Below are 19,096 nucleotides of genomic sequence, written 5' to 3'. Positions count from 1 at the left end.
ATTTTTGTGGCAATTATGAGTGGTTGGCGGTTGTTTATGTGCGAGTGGGCGATCGACTCACCAAGGATTGCCAATCATTCTAAAAGCAGACCAATAATAAGGATGAGAGAAATTCTGACTCCCCACCTTTGCCAATTCCGGAGGTAGCGGCAGATTGCCACCAGAAGTGTGCAGCATCCCCCCTTCAATTCGCACCTCTTGGCGCAACATCGCTAATTGCGCTTGCCGCAGCGCTTCTGCTTTAATCGGAGCAGTTTTTAACTGCGCGTAAAACTCCGACATCAATCCCAAACTGCCCTCGTCGCTGACATACCAGAGAGTCGCCATAGCCGATTTAACCCCTGCTTGCACGGCTAACCCGCCAAAGCCCAACTCGGCTTCTCGATCGCCCACAGCAGTCCTGCAAGCACTCAAAACTAACATTTCAACTTGCGGGCTGTGCCATCCCATTTGCCGCAACTGATCCAAACGCAGTTTAGTATCCCACAACTGAATAAAGGATTCACTGGGATCTCCCGATCGAAATTCGGCGTGAGTAGCCAAGTGAATCATCCCAAAAGGCTGCTGCTGGCGCTGCGATTTCAAATTGGCCAGGGTGAAAGCTTCATTCAAGAAAGACTTACCCGGCCACTGCTGCGGCGTGATTGTCGATACTTCTATTTCCACCGCAGGTAAAGGACTCATATCTGGAAATTGCGACGCCCCCATTGCCAGAACTTGGGTATTTTTGAAATTGGCGGGGCTGCTATCTGTCAAACTCAGACTCGGCATCGAGCCAACACTGTAACGCTCTACCAGAAAGCCTTTGCCGTCGTGTAGGGCGCCCATCGGTATCGATCGCAACCCCCTATCAGAGATAAAAGATAAATTCTCAATGCCTTTGGCTTGCAGTTCTGCTTCGAGCGGCGCTACCATCCACTGATAGAGCTGCTGAGCCAAGGGCAAATAACTTTTAGTGTTGCGCTTTACCGGATTAGTCAGTTCATCGCGAAATTTCCGAACAGCTTCCATTACCTGGGCGCGAGAGGTTCCAGGGATGCGCTGGCGAACGGGCACACCTTCCGGGGTGATCACCATCATTTCCAATTCGTCAGAGGCTTGAATTTGCTGTTCTACGCGCAAGATGGACGAACTGCTGTAAGGCCGAGCGACTGTAGATCCCCGGGGTACAAAGCTGATATAAATGAGAGCTGGTTTGATGCCTGTGGCTTGTTGGACACTGCGAAGGGTATCTTGGGCATCTTCTAGGGTGGCGATCGCAGTTGTTGATGGCAAATTTAGGTAATCGACAAACTCACTGGTAAATCTCTCCTCGACGGGAAAAATAACGGCGCCGACGTTGGTGGGCAAATTGGAAGCCTCAATATCCCGGGACGCGGGAGGTGAAATGCGCTGTTGCAAGGAATTAGATATCTGGTTTTGCTGTTGCAAGCTGGGGGAAAATAAAGGATTTGTGCTGGGCGGCTGGTTGGCTGCGATCTCCGGTGTCGCTATCGGTGCGAGATTTATTGGCGCAGCAGCAGGCGCAACCGCTGGATTTTGAGAAATTGTCGGTGCGATCGGCAAATTTGATACCGGCGCTGGTGGTGGCGCTGGTGCTGGCGCTGGTGGTGGTGCGGGTGCTGGTGCTGGTGCTGGTGCTGGTGCTGGTGCTGGCGCTGGTGCTGGTGCTGGTGCTGGTGCTGGTGCTGGTGCTGGTGCTGGTGCTGGTGTCGGCGCTGGCGCTGGCGCTGGTGCTGGTGCTGGCGCTGGCGCTGGCGCTGGTGCTGGTGCTGGCGCTGGTGCTGGTGCTGGTGCTGGTGCTGGCGCTGGTGCTGGTGCTGGTGCCGGCGCTGGTGCAGGCGTTAGTGTTTGTAAAGGCGCGGGCGCTGGTGCTGGTGCTGGTTCCGGTGCTGGCGCTGGTGCTGGCGCTGGTGCTGGTGCTGGCGTTGGTGCTGGCGCTGGTTCCGGTGCCGGCGCTGGTGCTGGCGCTGGTTCCGGTGCTGGTGCTGGTGCTGGTGCTGGTGCTGGTGCTGGTGCTGGTGCCGGCGCTGGTGCTGGTGCTGGTGCTGGTGCTGGTGCTGGTGCCGGCGCTGGTGCTGGCGTTAGTGTTTGTAAAGGTGCGGGTGTCGGCGCTGGTTCCGGTGCGGGTGCGGGTGCGGGTGCTGGTGCGGGTGCTGGTGCGGGTGCTGGTGCTGGTGTCGGCGGGGGTACAGGTGCAAATATAGGTGCTGGTGCGGGTGCGGGTGCGGGTGCGGGTGCTGGCGCTGGCGCTGGTGCGGGTGCTGGCGCTGGTGCGGGTGCTGGTGCTGGTGCTGGTGCTGGTGCTGGTGCGGGTGTCGGCGCTGGCGCTGGCGCTGGTGCTGGTGCGGGTGTCGGCGCTGGCGCTGGTGCTGGCGCTGGTGGTGGTGCTGGCGCTGGTGCTGGCGCTGGTGCTGGCGCTGGTGCGGGTGCTGGCGCTGGTGCTGGTGCTGGCGCTGGTGCGGGTGCTGGCGCTGGTGCGGGTGCTGGTGCGGGTGCGGGTGCTGGTGCGGGTGCGGGTGCTGGTGTCGGTGCTGGTGCTGGTGTTGGTGTGGGTGCTGGTGCTGGTGTTGGTGCGGGTGTCGGTGCTGGTGTTGGTGCTGGTGTTGGTGCTGGTGTCGGTGCTGGCGATACTGAAGAAGCCGTAATGCTAATTTGCGTCGGCTGTACTATCTGAGGGTCGGGGCTGAAATAACTTCCCTGTGTAATCACATTTTCTTTCTTTGGACCCCCAGTGGCAATGCTGCCAGCAGTACCGTTGAGTCTGTTATAGTCTGGCCCGACGCCGAAAGAAGTGTTCGAGGCTTTGCCACCGTGGCGAAAGGTGATATCTCCACCATTAGCGCTACCAGTAGTGGATGCGGAAATGCTGCAAGCTTGCGACAAGCAGTGGTTATCGTTGGTGAAAGTGCCTGTAGCTCGGAAATTACCGCCGGCTGTAATGTCAATATCTCCTCCGCCTGTTCGGCCTTCGGTGTTGATATGGGTTACTTCGATGTCGTTGCGGGCGTTGAGGGTGACTTCGCCACCTTGTTTTTCTTCGGAGTTGGCGTCTATGAACCCTGTTTGAATGCTGCTTGAGGGTGCTGCAATACTAACGTCTCCGGCGTTTCTGTTGTTGTCGATCGACCTTGCGTTGATATTGCCTGTTTCTACTTTTCCTGTACGGCTGGTGACGGTGATGTTGCCGCCTGCGGTGGTGTCGGAGTGGGAATCTAGATCGACAGTGCGAATGTCCCCACTAGCTTCTAGGGCGATCGCACCGCCTTGGGAACTTGTCAGGTTTCCGCTGACTGCAATGCTGTTAGCGGCTTGAATTTCGATCGCCCGAGCGTTTGCATCTTTTAGTGCAACGTCCCCCGCAGCTACTACTCGGTTAGACGCTGTGAGTACCACTTGACCGCTGGCATTGACGCTGATGCCTGTAGCGTTTGTTTCACCGATGCCTGTGAGCAGTTCGGGCAAGGATGCGATCGGCAATGCCGAAGCTGTTACCGTTGTTCCAGTGCTGCTCGTCGCTGAGGGCGGCTCGATTTCCAAACTCAGCAAATTGTCTCCCTGGCTGACGCGCACTAATTTTGTCCCGGAGACTGATGCTACGGTAAGTTGACCGCCTGGGGCAGAAAGGCTGCCGGTGCTGACAACTGTGCCGCCGAGCAAGGTTAAGTTCTGCCCTGACTTGACTGCTAAGTCGGCCGTGCTGATAATTGCCCCTGCTTGAGCGGCCCCAAAAGCGAAGGAACTGGGCGCGCCTGTCAGAGATGTGTAAGTGCTACTACCGTTGGCGTTAAAAGAGTTTGAACCAAATCCAATACCGGTGGCGGTGGTTGCTGTGAAAGAAGCCGGCACGTTTAAACTAGCACTGTTGCCAAATATGATGCCGGATGGATTCATCAGAAACAAGTTAGAATTGCCGCCCGTTACTTGAATTAAGCCGTTAATAATCGAGGGGTTGCCGCCACCTATGCCCGCTAAAATGTTGCGAATGTTGGGGTTTGATATAAAGTTGGCAATCTGATTTTCCGACAAGCCGAATTCTTTAAAGCTGTGGAATAGATTTTGTTGATCGCTCGATAATTTTCCGCCTTGAATATCGAAGCGACTTGGCTGCCCAGGAGTTCCGTTTTGGGCTGCGGGAGTGACGGTAGTGCCTGTTGCGTCCGCCGCTGGAACAATTGTTTGACCTTCGGCTTTTGCTTGCAGAAAGTAAATATTTATTAAGACTATTTGCAGAGCAAGTGTCAGTTTGCTTATTCTTGCTTTTGAGAGGAATTTAGACTTTTTTTGAATATTTTTGGCGGTTTTCATGGGTTTTTAATGGGTAAAATAAATATAAATCACAGAAATTAGGTACAGAAACCGACTTTGTAGAAAAAAGTTGGTTGACGGCTGTGTCACTAAATATCTGCACCTGTGCTGTGTCGGGTCAATTTGCGTAGAAGATTGGAAATCTACCCCTCTTTTTTACAGGGGGTATTTGTGAGGTATTCTGGTAGTCTTATTGCTAAGTAAGGTTTGCGTCGTCAATGTTCACGTTCCCTTGTTAGGAAAGCGATACGCTTAGCTATAAACCTGTCCACTCGTTCCTTAATCGCCTTCGACAGTGCATAATGCTGACGTTTAGATCACCGTGTCATCGATGAACGTAGTCAGTTAAGACGCTTGACTGCACGTTCCGATGTTGTACAGGTGTTGACTAGGAATGCCAAGATCTGCATAGCTTGTTCGGAACGGTTGAAGACGCTATATTTAGGAAGCAACCGGGTTTCTGACTGCCAGTGCATTCAGGAGTCAATGGGTAGAATTTGCCTCTGCTTTTGCAATTTTTTCAGCGTAGCTTTTCCACAATCTAAATATAACTCGCAAGGCCTAGGAGCTGTATCTTCCGCATGACATATTATTAAAAAAAACAAAAACGACCTTCCTAGAGGCACTTCCACCCCAAGAAACCGGGTTTTTTAACTATTATTGAGAGTATGAAGGAAGTATCGGGCTTCAAAAACTAGGTTTCTGCGTCCACGACTGACCCGGAAACATCCCAAAATATTTTATACAAAACAAAAAATACTATACACTTGCCAAAAATTAAAATTATGAAAAGAAGAAATGAGAAGGAGTCAGAAGACAGAATTCCGAATTCAGAATACCTCATGCCTGAAGTGAGGGTTAACGGTCACGGAAATATTTTTTGTGACCAACGATTAAATTAGGGGCTTTTAAACCTCGATTCTCCATCCTTTCGGACATAATTCCTTCGGGATTCTGGCTCCTGAATTCTGAATTATTCTTCAGTAATTTAAATTGTTAGGGTGTTCAGAAACCCGGTTTGTTTAAATAAAAAACCGGGTTTTTGGTTTCTTTTGTCTGAGATTTTGTGAAGTAAAGCTACTTAAATCCGGCTCTCTTTCCCTCTTATAGTCAAGTCCACTATTGCCGATTTCGAGCGGCTGCTTTTCGATTTTAATCGATCGCCCTGTTGGTATTTAAGGGGGTGTGCAGGCGGATTTGTGGAAGGATTTAAGAGTTAATTGGGTGAAGTTTGGACAGTGGGCGAGGGACTGGGTGAAGCAGGGCGCGGTGAAGCAGAACTGGGTGAAGCAAGACTGCGTGAAGGATTTGCAGAAGGAGTGGATTGGGTGGATTTTTTGAGACCGACAAAAGCGTCGTAACGGGTGGTACGATCGCCAATGACGGCCGCTGTAACGCCGATCGACCGCGTGGCATCTATCCACATTTTTTGGTTGGGAGGAAACTCCGGCAAAGCTAGGTTTTTCGGGTTAAACGCACTCTCGATGTCGATGAAGAAATTGCCGTTGTGGGGTTTAAGTTGCGATCGTACAGTTTTCTGGAACAGTTCGCTGCTTAAAAGCGGACTTTTCGGTGCCGGAACGATCGCATCAACTATGGGAGCTCCTACTGTCATAAACGCTACATCGTTCATCCAACCGCGAGTTACCGTAATCCCTCCAAACGGCGATGTCCATTTAATCGCAGGTTTGCCGCCGACTTGAATTTCCTCCACTCTAAACCCTTTCATTTTCATCGTTTCATCAAGCTGTTTCAGGGATTTGTTGGCAGCGCCCCGGTTGTTTGTTTCCACCATAAATACAAATCCGGCCGCAAATTTGTCTCTGGGATTCTGGGCGGGCGCTGGTATTAATGATAGAGAAAATTCTCCCGCCATCCAGTTCATCAAGTCTTTATCTAAATCCAGGCCGGTAGTGGATTTTAAACCTGTGCGTAAAACTTGGGGATTAATCGGGGAAATCGGGTTTGCCTCGGCTCCCAATACGTAGTCTTGCCACAAACGCTGCAAGTTGCCACCGGATACCATCATTATTGTATTGTTTGGCAGGCGGTTAACCATTTTTAGAGCATTGTTTTCAACTGCTATCCTTCTGGTAGAATCTGGTTTTAGCCAAGAGACTGATTTGAATCCAATTCCTTCTGGCTCCAGCGTCGCTGTGGTGGCAAATCCCTGATTTTGTTGCAGTTTTTCGAGGTTTTCTGGCGAAATTTCACGGGCTGAGTTGGCGGCGGCATAGGCGGCGGCAACGGGCATATTGACGTAGATTTGACCGAAGGCGCCCGGACTTTTTATTTTGTCTATGGCGCCTGAATAGCCAGGGGTTTTTGCTAGGGAAGGTTCGCCTCTGTAGGTGTCGATTATTCTGTCTGTAGCGCTAGGATCTGTGGTGACTGCTAGATAGCTGGTGCCGAGTACCGCGACGGAGAAATTGCGATCGGGTACGCCTTGAGTTTCTGTGACTTGCACGCCTTTATAATTACGCTCAACTATTTTTCCTTGGGTGAGAGGCCTGGGTTTTGCTAATAATTCTTTGGCTTTGAGCGGGTTGGCAATTGGCAGGATAATTGCCACTGACTGTTGAATTGGCGGAGATGGAGGCGTATTGGGTGGGGGCGGGGGGGCTGGTATAGCTATTTTGTTGCGGAGAAAAGCCACCATTGCTGTGTTACCCACCCAGGGTTGAATGTCTTGCTGGTACGCGTAGCCGTTGCTTGTGAGAATGCGATCGCGCATTTCGCTTAAAAACCTCTCAAACGAAGCTTTTGACTCGGGCGTGCCAAACTCTCGCAGTCTATTCCACTGCGATTGATCGGTGCTGATGGATAGGGCCATCATCGTATCTTGCGGGACAACGGTTGCCCCCGCCGGCAAATCTTTGGCGGGCCCACGGGAGATGACGAGGTAGTAGGTGACAAAGCCTAAACCGATCAGAAGTGTGGCGGCTCCGATCGTAAACAGCAGGGAAGATTTATCTTTCTTAAACATTATTCGTAAGGTTCGGGTGCTCGCAACATGATAGATTATTTTCTTGGCTCATGTAACAGATACATTAGCAGATACATATAACCGGGCCAATCTAGGAAAGTTGACTGTTGACTGTTGACTGTTGACTGTGAGCCGAAAAACAAATGATGGTTGACTGCTGACTGTTGACTGTTGACTGTGAGCCGAAAAACAGAAAATTGTCTTTATATTTGCTGGCAGATTGAAGGAGACTTTACCTGAACGATCCTACCGGATTTGATATAAACCCGTGGAACGAAACCCCACAGAAAAAATGTAGCAAGACTTTTGTGAAATCGTATTAACTGAATCAGTTTCTGGCCTTAAAGTCTTTAAAGATAGTTTGAAACGAGTACATCAGCCGGTGAACATCGTTTGTGGCTCTAGGAAAAATGTGTAGTTCCCATTTTTTGCGAGCGGTAGTTAGCAGTTTGGCTACGGGTTGGGAGTAACTGTTAGAAATGAAATAGCTGCCGCCTTCGTAGCGAATATCTGACGCTAAGCCGATAAAAGAACCAGCCATTTCTAGTTTAAGTTCTGAGGTGCTGTGTTCCGATTTTACTGCTAAAATTACCTGCGAGTGCCGGGGTTCGCGGTTGAGCAAGCGACAGATAGTCGCTTCTTTTTGGTACAAAATTAAAACGTTGCAGTTGTGGAGAACTCCGGCTCTACCTTGGACTTTTACTCCTAGGTGAACTTCCAGGGCGGGTTTGTCGGGAAATTCCACAACAGCATGAGTGTATGGATGTGCAGTTCCGTGAATTTTTCCCGCCGTTTTTCTAAATGTTAAATATTTGGGTGTTTCGTCGTCTAAAACATTGTTGTAATAAATAGTACCGCCTTCATTAGCAACTGCTTTTAGCAGAATAGTGAATAGGTAAGTGTCAAAAATTCTGGCTTGTTCTGCCGCTGTGTTAAAATCGGGATCGATCGAGCTTTTTAATTTGCTTTTAATTTCGGAATTTATGGCGTAGTTGCTGGGCCCGGAGGGCAGTTTTTCGAGCAAGTGCTTGAGGGCGATCGCCTGTTTGTGGCGGGGGGCTGTGACGCTGGAGGTAAACTCAATTGTTTTGGCAGTTTCGGCACCTGAATTGGCAAAGGTAATTTTTGTGCCGAGGGGAGAGGTTTCTGATTCTACTTTCAAGAAATAAGCAATTTCGTCTTCCATTTCGGAAGTGTTGACCGTCGCTTGTTCGACAGCATTAATTAACAGCAAAAGTTGTTCTTTTGCGGTATAATCTTCTATCTTGAGCAGAGGTGTTTTTCTTTTGAGCGATCGCTCTTCAATTACTTTGCCTATCTCTACAGTATCCGCTACTTGTTGAACTACCCAACCCAAATTAAATTCATTCAGAATTGCCGCCAGTTCTTGATAGAGTTTGGCGTACTCGATCTCATCCATAATTGCTTCTGCGCTGCACACTATTCTGATTATACAAGCAGATTTGATTTTTTGGTCAATGGCTGGTGAGCAACTAGGCAGATTGACTGTAATGGCGGATTGGCGGAGTGTTCGAGTGTCCGAGTGGGGAAAATTTTTCTCTTCCGTGAACATCCATCCGTTACATCCGTTAAATCCCGTACACTGCTGGTTGCCGAACTTGCTGCTGCTGGAGAGAGACAATTGGGAGTAAGCTATTCTACGACATTTGTAGCGATCGAACTATGGCAACTATCAACGACAACTACCTCAAACTCAAAGCCGGCTACCTGTTTCCCGAGATTGGGCGCCGGGTGAAAGCCTTTGCAGAGGCGAATCCCGAAGCGCCCATCATTCGGCTGGGGATTGGCGACGTGACTGAACCACTACCGGAAGCTTGTCGGGAGGCGATGGTGAAGGCGGTGGAAGACATGGGCTCGCGGGATACCTTTAAAGGATACGGCCCGGAACAAGGTTATGAGTGGCTGCGGGAGAAAATTGCCGAGCACGATTTCAAGTCGCGGGGATGCGATGTTGATGCTTCGGAAATCTTTATTTCGGATGGTTCTAAGTGCGATTGTGGCAATATTCTCGATATTTTTGGCAACAATAATACGATCGCAGTTACAGATCCAGTTTATCCGGTGTATGTAGACACTAACGTGATGGCCGGACACACGGGAGATGCGAACGAAAATGGCGAATACGGCGGCTTAGTTTACCTGCCAATTACAGCGGAAAACAATTTTACTGCCCAAATTCCCACCGACAAAAAAGTCGATTTAATTTACTTGTGTTTTCCGAATAACCCGACGGGGGCAACTACAACCAAGGAACACTTGCAAGCTTGGGTAAATTATGCTAAAGCTAACGGTTCGATTATTTTCTTCGATGCGGCTTACGAAGCGTATATTACCGATCCGAGTTTACCGCATTCTATCTACGAAATTGAAGGGGCGCGTGATTGTGCGATCGAATTTCGTTCTTTTTCCAAAAATGCTGGTTTTACGGGTACTCGCTGTGCGTTAACAGTTGTACCGAAGACTTTGACTGGAAAAGCAGCAGATGGTTCCGATGTCGAAATTTGGAAGTTGTGGAACCGCCGCCAATCTACTAAATTTAACGGAGTTTCTTACATTGTGCAGCGCGGTGCTGAGGCGGTTTATTCTGAGGCAGGCAAGGCACAAATTCAGGCTTTAGTCAATTTTTACATGGAAAATGCTGCGATTATTCGCGAGAAATTGACAGCGGCGGGAATCGAGGTTTTTGGTGGCGAAAATGCACCTTATGTGTGGGTGAAAACGCCTCACGGTTTGTCGAGTTGGGATTTCTTTCAGAAGTTGCTGGAAACTTGCAATGTGGTGGGAACTCCGGGTTCTGGTTTTGGTGCGGCGGGTGAGGGTTATTTCCGCATTTCGGCGTTTAATAGTCGGGAGAATGTGGAAGAAGCGATGAGACGGATTGTGGAGAAGTTTAAGGTGTAAAAAGGCGCGAGATAAGTCTTTTTGGGGCGGGCAAGATGCCCACCCCACAAGAAATTGATATGTTGTGGAACAGGCATCTTGCCTGTTTCTTTGGGTGGGGGCACAGACTCTGCCTGACATCTCAAATAAAAACGCTATATCGCACGATCGAAAATTGAATCCAATCAATTAACCGCGCCTCTCCCTACCGTAAATCCGCTCCGCATTTTGAAACAGAATCCAAGAAGTTAAAATGTATTTATTTTCTGTCTGCGGTATGTTACCTTTGTGCGCGTGGGTAAAACCCGCCGGCGCAATTAATAGCCTTCCCTGTTGCGGTTTTACTTTCAGATTTTGATAAAAAAACTCTGTTTCGCCACCTTCACCAAGCGTGTTCAAATAATACTGAAAAAATAGCACCCGGTGCAAGGACTCCTCCCCGGCACTGTCCGGGTCTGGGAAAATTTCCGAATGCCAGTGGTGATAGCCACCAGTTCCTTTTAAATACTTTTGCACCTTGATAAAATCTCGCCTGTAAATATGTTTGATTACGTCATCCATAAACACTGACTCAAATTGGTCAAAATTTTCGGGAGTCAGGGTTATAGTTTGATTTGTTTTTGGGTCAAATAGCCCAGGCGAAATCGCGCCAACGAGGGCAAATAGATACTTGCGAAAATATTTTTTTAGATATCCGAAAGTGGTACTTAATACCCGGCTTTCAATGTCTAGCCATTCGGGAAGGCCAGTAATTTTGAGGTCGTAGCTGTCTTTTTTGGCTAAATCAACGCCGTGTCCAGTAAGACCGCGGTGAATTTGGTCGCTAGTTTCAAATTTTTGGATAATCTCGTCGCAGGTAGCAGCATCCAAAGCATTGTCGTAAATTTCGATAAAATCAACTGTCATAAAATATGCAGATATCGGGTAGGGACACGGCAGTGCCGTGTTCCTACTGCTTTTTTCTGGCCTGAAGAATTGGTATGATTGAACCGCGAAGACGCGAAGGACATGAAGGAAGAATCAGGAAGAACCTGATGCTACACAGGAATTCCTGTAATTCCTATCGGATTTGCGGTTTGAATCAGGATTTGCTCGAGTTGACCCGGAGACAAATTAGGATTGGCTTGCAGCATCAATGCCATCACCCCGGCAACGTGGGGTGCCGCCATTGAAGTGCCATTCATGGGCTTATAAGTATTGTCGGGTGTGGCTGACAATACGCCCACTCCCGGTGCGGAAACAAAGTTGATCGGGTCAACGCCAGCGGGGTTGGAAAAGTCAGCAAACTGCAAATTTTTACTGTCTAATGCCCCGACAGCAATCGCCAAATTGTTCTGGGACAAGCGAGATGGCTGCGCTGGCCGAGTGACCTGACCTTTTGCAAATTTATTTCTGTTATTCCCAGCAGCGATCGCGACAACGTGAACTCCTGCTTGTCTCGCTCTCTCAAGGGCGGCTCTTGTGTCTGGCTGATCTTTCGGCTGGTTGGCATCAGACTCACGATTGGCTAGGCTCATGTTAATCACCTTCGCCCCGTTAGCCACCGCATAATCAATACCCGCTGCGACTGGGCTGGCGAACCTCCCGGCACCGCGTTGGCCGACCAACACCCGGACTGCCATAATCTGAGCATCGTAGGCAACGCCGGTGATATCGTAGAGATCGCCGTTAACGTCAGCAATCGCCCCATTTTTTTTGCCCGCAATGGTGCCGGCAACGTGAGTACCGTGGCCGAATGCGTTCTCACCGGGAACTTCTGACGGATCGGAAGTATTGTCTGAAAAGTTATATCCGTTCACGTCATCGATAAATCCGTTGTTGTCGTCGTCCACTCCGTTGTCAGGAATTTCCCCCGAGTTGACCCAAATATTACTAGCTAAGTCAGGGTGTTTCACGTCAACGCCAGTATCCAAAACGGCGACTATTACGCCTTTGCCTGTAATTCCTTGATTCCACACTTCAGGTGCATTGATGCTATTGAGATCGCTCACATTGTTGTTAGGAACAGCACCTGTAATATTGGGAACATCTGGAAATGGCGATCGCCCACCAGCCCTACTCACAGCAGCAGCAGCATCAATATTGCCGTAACCAAAATAGGTGTTATACTCTGGTGTGGTCGATGGCGGTATGGGTGTTGCGGGAGTGATGTCCGGTGTCGCCGATGCTTCCAATGTGTAATTTGTACTGCCGGAACTGGTCTCGATTTGCTCAACTAAAACAATGTATTCACCTGCTTCTAAAGCATTGAGGGAAATTTCTTCAAGATTGCTACCTGGGTTTTCAGAAGCGTCAATTATTTCATCGCTGTCTATCTCACCGTCGCCGTTGCTGTCTCGGGCAAGGAACAAATCAACATCAGCATTCTCAGTGGCATTGGCAAAGCTTAATTTGAGGTTGACATCGCTTTGAGAAGTCACATTAATCCGGTAATAGTCATCGGAGTCAATGTCGCTTACGGAGCCGCTGAAGGTTTGGGGAGCAGAAGTAAGGGTGACATTTCTGGCGGTAGCTACTGTATTGTCATTCGGGGGGATGGGAGCGTTTACCGGCGTCCCCGACAGGCTGAGGTTGTAGTTAGTATTTCCCTCGAATTGATTGACTAGGAGAAAGTAATTTCCCGGCAGTAAATCTTGACTAATTGTTTCTTGCTGAGTGGCCTCGTTTTCTGATGATTCGAGGATGTCTTGGGCATCAACTTTGTTGTTGCCGTTAATATCTTGAATTAGAGAGAAATCGGCATCACTTCTGAGTCCTGTGAGGTTAGCAGTAATTTTTGTAGGTGCTGTTAAGCTGAAGCGATAGAAGTTTGCTGGGTTGCCATCTCCTACGAAGTCGCTGACGGTTTGGGGTGTTGGTGCGATCGCCCCTAGGTTGCGCGCTGTGGCTAAATTGTTGTTGTCATCGGTGCCGATCGCTGGTGGCAATGGTGTGATATTTGCGGTAAAGTCGCTAGAAGAGAGGCTGCTGCTGTCAACTCCCTGCAGAATTGCTAAGACTTGACCGTTTTGGCGGTCGGAAATGATGGTGCTGCCGGTATTGTTGCCGCTACCGGGTGCGATATTAAAGTCGTTAAAATTTAAGCTGTTTGTCAGACCGATCGCATCTTGTCCCTTTACAAAATCAGTAATAATATCTGAACCTCGACTGAGTACAAAAATGTCCCTGTCATTGCCACCTGTCAGGGTATCTATGCCGTCGTCGCCGTAGAGGATATCACTGCCGCGATCGCCAAAAATCTGGTCATTGCCTATGTCGCCACGCGCGATGTCGTTGCCTTTCCCTCCCCACAGCGTATCGTTATCTTCGTTGCCCAACAATTGGTCGTTTGCTCCCAAGCCGTAGAGGGTATCGTTCCCCGTCAAGCCGCTGATAATGTCCGATTCGGCCGTGCCACGTTGCAAATCAGGACCCGGGGTACCGTTGATTGTTGCCATTCTTATTTTTTTTTATCATAAACAAACTGTCTTTTAAGATAGTATAGTGTGTGAGTGATGCTGTCAAGTGTGCCGGAACAGGTGAAAATAGACAAAGCAGTTGTGGCCTATTCAAATTGAGTCAAAATTGCGATCGCGAATCTCTTCTCGTTGCCCGTACTAAACTCAATAGATATCTTGTCTTCTTATCAAAAACAGGCAATATGCCTGTTCCACAAATAATAAATTTTCTTGTGTGGTAGGCATCCTGCCTGCCCTTGGCAAAAACTTAACAACTAGCTCGCAATTCAGCTTATGATTGTTATCACCCCCATCCTCAAACCTGTTAGCCAGATCGAGCTTGCTCCCGGCAGTGTCGTAACTATTTCCAATATAATTTGGCTGGAATTTGAGTCAATTTTGGAAGAATTGGGAGAAAAGCGAAGAACCAGAATTGCCTACAGCAACAGTACCTTAGAAATTATGGTTCCCTTACTAGATCGCGAAATTCCGAAAGATTTAATTGCCGATATTGTAAAAATTTTACTCAAGTCTGCGGGCAGAAGATACGAACCCTTTGGTTCTACTACTTTCAAACGGGAAGGTGCAGCAGGAGTTGAACCTGATGCTTGCTTTTATATTCTAAATTATCAACGGATGATTGGCCGCCGCCGACTTTTACCGGACGATCCGCCGCCCGATTTAGCAATTGAGACGGATGTTACTTCTAAAACTACGATCGATGCCTATAAAATTATTGGAGTTCCAGAAGTATGGGTTTATGACAGCGGCAGACTTCGCATTTATTTGCTGCAAGATGGAGAGTATGTAGAATCGGATATTAGCCCGAATTTTCCAGAAATCGCGATCGCCCAACTGATTCCGGCTACAGTGGAACGTGCTTGGCAGGTTGGAAATTTGCAAGCGCTAGAAGAATTTGAAAGTGCGATCGGCTAAACTCGTAGGATACGTTACGCACTTCGCACTCCGCCTCCGAAAATCTACACAATTCCTGCCAAATTGTAAACTCCTAAAGGTCGATAAATTGTATCTCTTTGCTGATAATCCCGCCCCAAAGAACGAATCGCATTTTGCAAATCTTCGACAGATTGACAACTGCCGCCAACCGCACCGGCCATTGTAGTAATGTGCTCTTCCATCAATGTACCGCCGATGTCGTTGCAGCCCCATTTCAGCGCTTCTGTAGCTCCATCTAAACCTAATTTTACCCAACTCGGTTGGTGATTGGGAATCCAATTTCCCAAGAAGATTCTGGATACTGCGGTGAGTAACAATGTATCTGCTAAAACTGGTTGATCGCGGCCGACTCGACTCCGCAAAGGTGCCGGTGCTTCTTGCCCGACAAAGGGTAGTAAAATAAATTCTGTAATGCGTGCTGGATAGTCTTGGTCGATCGCAGTTTGTTGGAGCGATCGCACTTTTTCTAAATGCAAAACCTGCTGTTGGGCCGTCTCAATATGGCCGCAAAGCATCGTACTCGTTGTCGGCAAACCCAGACTGTGAGCAGTTCCCACAATTTCCAGCCAAGTTGCCGAATTTAGTTTTTCCGGGCAAATCACCCGTCGCACAGCATCGTCGAGAACTTCCGCCGCGGTTCCCGGCATCGAACCGACTCCTGCATCCCGCAAAGCCGAAATTACATAGCTGAAACTCAGATTATCTTCTCGGGCAATAAATTCTATCTCTTGAGGTGAAAAAGCGTGCAAGTGCAACTGAGGAAACTTATCCTTAATAGTTTTCACCAATTGCAGATAATAAGGTAAAAATGCGCCGTTGAGCTTAGCTTGAAGATTTAAGCCGCCCTGCATACAAATTTCCGTCGCACCCCGCTGCACTGCATCAGTTGCCTTTTCCTGAATTTGAGCTGCATCTAACCAAAAAGCGCCCTCATCTCCCTCGTCGCGGCGGAATGCACAGAAACTGCAATGCTGCTCGCAAATGTTAGTAAAATTAATATTCCGATTGATAACGTAGGTGACAGTATCCCCTGATTGTCGGCGGCGGAGCAAATCAGCGGTTGTTTGAATAGAAGCTCGCGCATCTGGATCTCTTTGCTGCAAAAGTACCAAGGCTTCTGCGGAAGAGATGTTATAACCTTGTAAAGCTCGATCGAGAATTGCATCCACAGTTTTTTTGTTAGCTAAGCTACAGAATGGCTGCCTAGAATTAAGGCGTTTTTATATTTTAACTAATCAATTATGGAGGAACGATATTTTACAATCTTAAGTCTTACAAAACCATCCTTTATTTTCTGGACACTGAAATTATGGGGATCAATGAAGCAAATCAGCTATTGCCAGTGCCGTCTGGGCCTTTGCAAATTCCTGCTGTAGAGACTTTCAATTCAACTTTTACAGACGCAGGCACACCGCCAATTTATTTTTCCCTGGTAATTCCCACCTACAACGAGTGCAAGAATGTCAAGAGTATTGTGGAAAAATTGAGCCAATTGCTCGATGGTATCCTTCCCGGCAACTACGAATTAATTGTAGTCGATGACGACAGCCCCGATCGCACCTGGGAAGTCGCCCTGTCCCTGACACCGGAATATCCGCAATTGCGGGTAATGCGCCGGGAAGAGGAGCGGGGACTTTCCACAGCGGTAATTCGCGGCTGGCAAGCCGCTCAGGGTGAGGTTTTGGGCGTCATCGATGCCGACTTGCAGCATCCCCCGGAGACGCTATTGCAGCTTTTAGCAGAAATTCAGCGGGGAGCCGATTTAGCTGCTGCGAGTCGTCACGTTGCCGAGGGCGGGGTGAGCGACTGGAGCGTTGTCAGGCGATTTTTATCGCGGGGCGCTCAAACCGTGGGGTTGGTGATCCTACCGGGAGTCGTGGGCCGAGTTTCCGATCCGATGAGCGGCTATTTTATGGTGCGTCGCACTTGCATTGCGGGCAAAACCATGAATCCTGCTGGTTACAAAATATTGATTGAAGTGCTCGGCAGGGGGGATATCCGCTGGATTGGAGAAGTGGGTTACGTGTTTCAGGAGCGGCAAGAAGGCGAGAGCAAAGTTACTGGGAAACAGTATATTGAGTATTTGCGACATTTGCTTCGGTTGCGGTTTGCCCGCTGGCCGATGGGCAAGTTTCTGCGGTTTGGCATTGTGGGTTTCAGCGGCGTGTTTGTGAATATGGGGGTTTTGTACGTGCTGCGGGATATCCTCAATTGGGAGCTGACTCGCAGTCTGATCGTTGCTGCTGAATTGGCAATTATCAGTAACTTTTTGTGGAATGATTTGTGGACTTTTGGGGATATTTCTAAGCGGCAGCCAGGAAAGCGCCAGCGATTGAAACGGCTGTTGAAATTTAATACCATTTGCTTGATGGGTTTGATTTTGAATGTGCTGCTGGTGAATGTGCTGTTTAATGTTTTTGGGATGAATGAATATTTGGCTAATTTAATTGCGATCGCAACTGTGACTCTGTGGAATTTCTGGATCAACATGAAGCTGAGTTGGCGGGTGACGGATGTGAAGTAGGTAATGGGAAATGGGCAATGGACAGTGGGTAATTAGTAATTGGTGATTGGTGATTGGTAATTGATAATGGATAAAATGACTCATGGCTAATGACGAATGGCTGTTCTGCCCTATGCCTTTGAATGACTGAATTAATGATTAAGAACAAACAACTGTTGTTGCTATTTCTGTGGACTGCGATCGCCTTTATTTTGCGCTTTGCCAATTTGGACTCGAAACCGCTGTGGACGGATGAGTTTTCCACTCTAGTGTTTAGTTTGGGCAACAGTTTTCGAGGGGTGCCGATCGATCGCGCGATCGACCTTTCTACATTATTAGAACCGCTGCAATTCCGTGTCGGTGCTGGCATTGCAGATGTCCTCAACCATTTGCTGCTAGAAAGCAATCATCCACCAGTGTATTTTATGCTCGCCCACTGGTGGATGCGACTGTTTGGGCCGACCGAGGATAGTTTAGTTTGGATTGGGCGAGCTCTTCCTGCATTATTGGGCGTGATTTCAGTTCCAGCTATCTACTTGTTGGGGAAATTTGCTTTTAGTTCTCGTTTAGTCGGTCAATGTGCGGCCACGATGATGGCAGTTTCTCCCTACGGCATTTATCTCGCTCAAGAAGCTCGCCATTACACTTTAGGAATTTTATTAGTTATTGCCTCTCTTTTTTGCCTCGCCTTAGCTGCAAAAAAGCTGCAACAGCGCGCTCCCCTGCCTATTTGGGCGGTGCTGCTTTGGGTAGTTGTTAACTGTTTGGGAATTGCTGTTCACTACTTTTTTGCACTGACTTTGTGTGCGGAAGCAATAGCATTAATTGCTGTAATCTGGCAGCAGTTTAATGGAAAGTTGCCAATTGACAACAGCCAGCAGCCTAATATTTGGCAATTTCAAATCTTCTGGCGGCTTTTCGCAGTAGCGATCGGCACTTTGGCTGGCGGTTTAGTTTGGCTGCCAGTATTTTTGTCAAATAAATACGGCAGCGAACTAACTAATTGGATTGTCAGCGGCGATCGCACATTCTTAGATTGGATCGCGCCGATTTTTCAAGCTTTAGCTGGATGGATCACTGTCATGTCTCTGCTGCCGGTGGAATCGCCCAATTTGGCAGTAGTAGTTGCATCGGTCATCGTAATGACAATATTTTTTATATTGGTGCTTCCCCTCCTGTTTAGCGCCCTTAAAAAGTCCTTAACAACGCCCGATACTCGTTTGGGTACTGTTATTTTCGGCGGATTTGTGATAGGCTCAATTTTCCTATTTTTCAGCTTTGCATATATTTTAGGGATTGACCTAACTCGCGGGGCTCGATACAATTTCGTCTACTTTCCAGGGGTGATATTGCTTTTAGGAGCAACCTTGGCGGTTATTTTTAACACACCTACAGTAAAAAGTCAATGGTTTAATTTACGGGCGCTCGAAGTTCCGGGCAAAAAAGCAGTGGTGCTAATTTTAGCAATGGGTTTTTTTAGCGGTGTCACAGTAAATTCCAATCTCGGCTATCGCAAATATTACAAACCCGACCTTTTAATTCCGATTATCAGCCAAGTATCGAAAGTTCCCGTGTTAATTGCCACTACTCAAAAGACTCATGTAGAAATAGGAGAGTTGATGGGGATAGGGTGGGAATGGGAAAGAAGTTCGGCAACGGATTTTGTAGGGGATGTAACGGATGTAACGGCTGTTAGGAAGAAAGAAGAAGTTAAAGCCTTTGATTCTCCGCTGTTTCTTTTGGCTAATCAGAGAAGGGATGGGCCGGAAATAGCGGCAGGGACACTTGACAAAACACTCAGTCAATTAGAACGTCCGCTGGATTTGTGGCTGGTTAATTTTCGCGCACCTGTCAATCTAGAAGCACATAACTGTCAGGTTGAATCGCGCGATTTGCCTGCGGTGGATGGGTATGAATATCAAGTTTATCATTGTTCCTGAGTTGGCGATCGCGCGCAACTACAAACCTAACTCACAAATATGATACAATCAACAACGGACTACG

At 48.3% G+C, this 19,096-nt stretch carries 11 protein-coding genes; 5 read left to right on the top strand and 6 right to left on the bottom strand.

Features of this window, described 5'->3' with window-relative positions; all coding sequences use genetic code 11:
* Positions 1-57 precede the first annotated feature (57 nt).
* The 3 genes from QUA71_RS29305 to QUA71_RS18875 all read right to left on the bottom strand — a co-directional run bounded on the left by QUA71_RS29305 (position 58) and on the right by QUA71_RS18875 (position 8,714).
* Positions 58-4,308: a CHAT domain-containing protein gene (locus tag QUA71_RS29305; RefSeq protein WP_445243801.1), complete on the bottom strand. Its 4,251-nt coding sequence runs from the start codon at positions 4,306-4,308 to the stop codon at positions 58-60.
* 1,216 nt (positions 4,309-5,524) lie between these two features.
* Complete coding sequence (locus QUA71_RS18880; RefSeq protein WP_333287289.1) at positions 5,525-7,294, bottom strand: DUF3352 domain-containing protein; 1,770 nt, start codon at positions 7,292-7,294, stop codon at positions 5,525-5,527.
* Between the two features lie 328 nt (positions 7,295-7,622).
* A complete protein-coding gene (locus tag QUA71_RS18875; RefSeq protein ID WP_333287287.1) occupies positions 7,623-8,714 on the bottom strand; it encodes a hypothetical protein in 1,092 nt (363 codons plus the stop codon).
* 58 nt (positions 8,715-8,772) lie between these two features.
* On the opposite strand from QUA71_RS18875, the gene QUA71_RS18870 reads away from it, so the two are divergent.
* On the top strand, positions 8,773-8,946 hold the full coding sequence (locus tag QUA71_RS18870) for a hypothetical protein (protein ID WP_333287285.1): 174 nt from the start codon (positions 8,773-8,775) through the stop codon (positions 8,944-8,946).
* A gap of 31 nt (positions 8,947-8,977) precedes the next feature.
* Positions 8,978-10,216, top strand: coding sequence for an LL-diaminopimelate aminotransferase (locus QUA71_RS18865; RefSeq protein WP_333287284.1), 1,239 nt, complete (start codon positions 8,978-8,980; stop codon positions 10,214-10,216).
* A 168-nt stretch (positions 10,217-10,384) separates the two neighbouring features.
* Here QUA71_RS18865 and QUA71_RS18860 read toward each other — a convergent pair whose 3' ends face one another.
* Both QUA71_RS18860 and QUA71_RS18855 read right to left on the bottom strand, forming a co-directional pair.
* Positions 10,385-11,101, bottom strand: coding sequence for a 2OG-Fe(II) oxygenase (locus tag QUA71_RS18860; RefSeq protein WP_333287282.1), 717 nt, complete (start codon positions 11,099-11,101; stop codon positions 10,385-10,387).
* A 131-nt stretch (positions 11,102-11,232) separates the two neighbouring features.
* Positions 11,233-13,632, bottom strand: a complete 2,400-nt coding sequence (locus QUA71_RS18855; RefSeq protein WP_333287280.1) for a S8 family serine peptidase — start codon at positions 13,630-13,632, stop codon at positions 11,233-11,235.
* A 294-nt stretch (positions 13,633-13,926) separates the two neighbouring features.
* On the opposite strand from QUA71_RS18855, the gene QUA71_RS18850 reads away from it, so the two are divergent.
* Positions 13,927-14,568: a Uma2 family endonuclease gene (locus tag QUA71_RS18850; protein WP_333287278.1), complete on the top strand. Its 642-nt coding sequence runs from the start codon at positions 13,927-13,929 to the stop codon at positions 14,566-14,568.
* Positions 14,569-14,612: 44 nt separating this feature from the next.
* Here the strand turns inward: QUA71_RS18850 and cofH are convergent, their stop codons facing one another.
* The gene (cofH, locus tag QUA71_RS18845) at positions 14,613-15,758 is read right to left on the bottom strand and encodes a 7,8-didemethyl-8-hydroxy-5-deazariboflavin synthase subunit CofH (protein WP_333287276.1); all 1,146 of its coding nucleotides are present in this window, start codon (positions 15,756-15,758) and stop codon (positions 14,613-14,615) included.
* Positions 15,759-15,898: 140 nt separating this feature from the next.
* Between cofH and QUA71_RS18840 the strand changes: the two genes are divergently transcribed.
* Positions 15,899-17,113: a glycosyltransferase gene (locus QUA71_RS18840; protein ID WP_333287274.1), complete on the top strand. Its 1,215-nt coding sequence runs from the start codon at positions 15,899-15,901 to the stop codon at positions 17,111-17,113.
* A gap of 134 nt (positions 17,114-17,247) precedes the next feature.
* Positions 17,248-19,032 carry a glycosyltransferase family 39 protein gene (locus QUA71_RS18835; protein ID WP_333287272.1) on the top strand — a complete coding sequence of 595 codons (1,785 nt, stop codon included), beginning with the start codon at positions 17,248-17,250 and terminating at the stop codon, positions 19,030-19,032.
* Positions 19,033-19,096 lie beyond the last annotated feature (64 nt).

It is taken from the genome of Microcoleus sp. MON1_C5, assembly GCF_036701875.1.
Classification (GTDB): Bacteria; Cyanobacteriota; Cyanobacteriia; order Cyanobacteriales; family Microcoleaceae; genus Microcoleus.
This window is presented reverse-complemented; position numbering and strand designations above follow the sequence as displayed.

Excerpts from the sequence above, each read along its gene's own strand:
- QUA71_RS29305 (WP_445243801.1), bottom strand. The coding sequence starts at position 4,308 with ATGAAAACCGCCAAAAATATTCAAAAAAAGTCTAAATTCCTCTCAAAA.
- QUA71_RS18880 (WP_333287289.1), bottom strand. The coding sequence starts at position 7,294 with ATGTTTAAGAAAGATAAATCTTCCCTGCTGTTTACGATCGGAGCCGCC.
- QUA71_RS18875 (WP_333287287.1), bottom strand. The coding sequence starts at position 8,714 with ATGGATGAGATCGAGTACGCCAAACTCTATCAAGAACTGGCGGCAATT.
- QUA71_RS18870 (WP_333287285.1), top strand. The coding sequence starts at position 8,773 with ATGGCTGGTGAGCAACTAGGCAGATTGACTGTAATGGCGGATTGGCGG.
- QUA71_RS18865 (WP_333287284.1), top strand. The coding sequence starts at position 8,978 with ATGGCAACTATCAACGACAACTACCTCAAACTCAAAGCCGGCTACCTG.
- QUA71_RS18860 (WP_333287282.1), bottom strand. The coding sequence starts at position 11,101 with ATGACAGTTGATTTTATCGAAATTTACGACAATGCTTTGGATGCTGCT.
- QUA71_RS18855 (WP_333287280.1), bottom strand. The coding sequence starts at position 13,632 with ATGGCAACAATCAACGGTACCCCGGGTCCTGATTTGCAACGTGGCACG.
- QUA71_RS18850 (WP_333287278.1), top strand. The coding sequence starts at position 13,927 with ATGATTGTTATCACCCCCATCCTCAAACCTGTTAGCCAGATCGAGCTT.
- QUA71_RS18840 (WP_333287274.1), top strand. The coding sequence starts at position 15,899 with ATGGGGATCAATGAAGCAAATCAGCTATTGCCAGTGCCGTCTGGGCCT.
- QUA71_RS18835 (WP_333287272.1), top strand. The coding sequence starts at position 17,248 with ATGATTAAGAACAAACAACTGTTGTTGCTATTTCTGTGGACTGCGATC.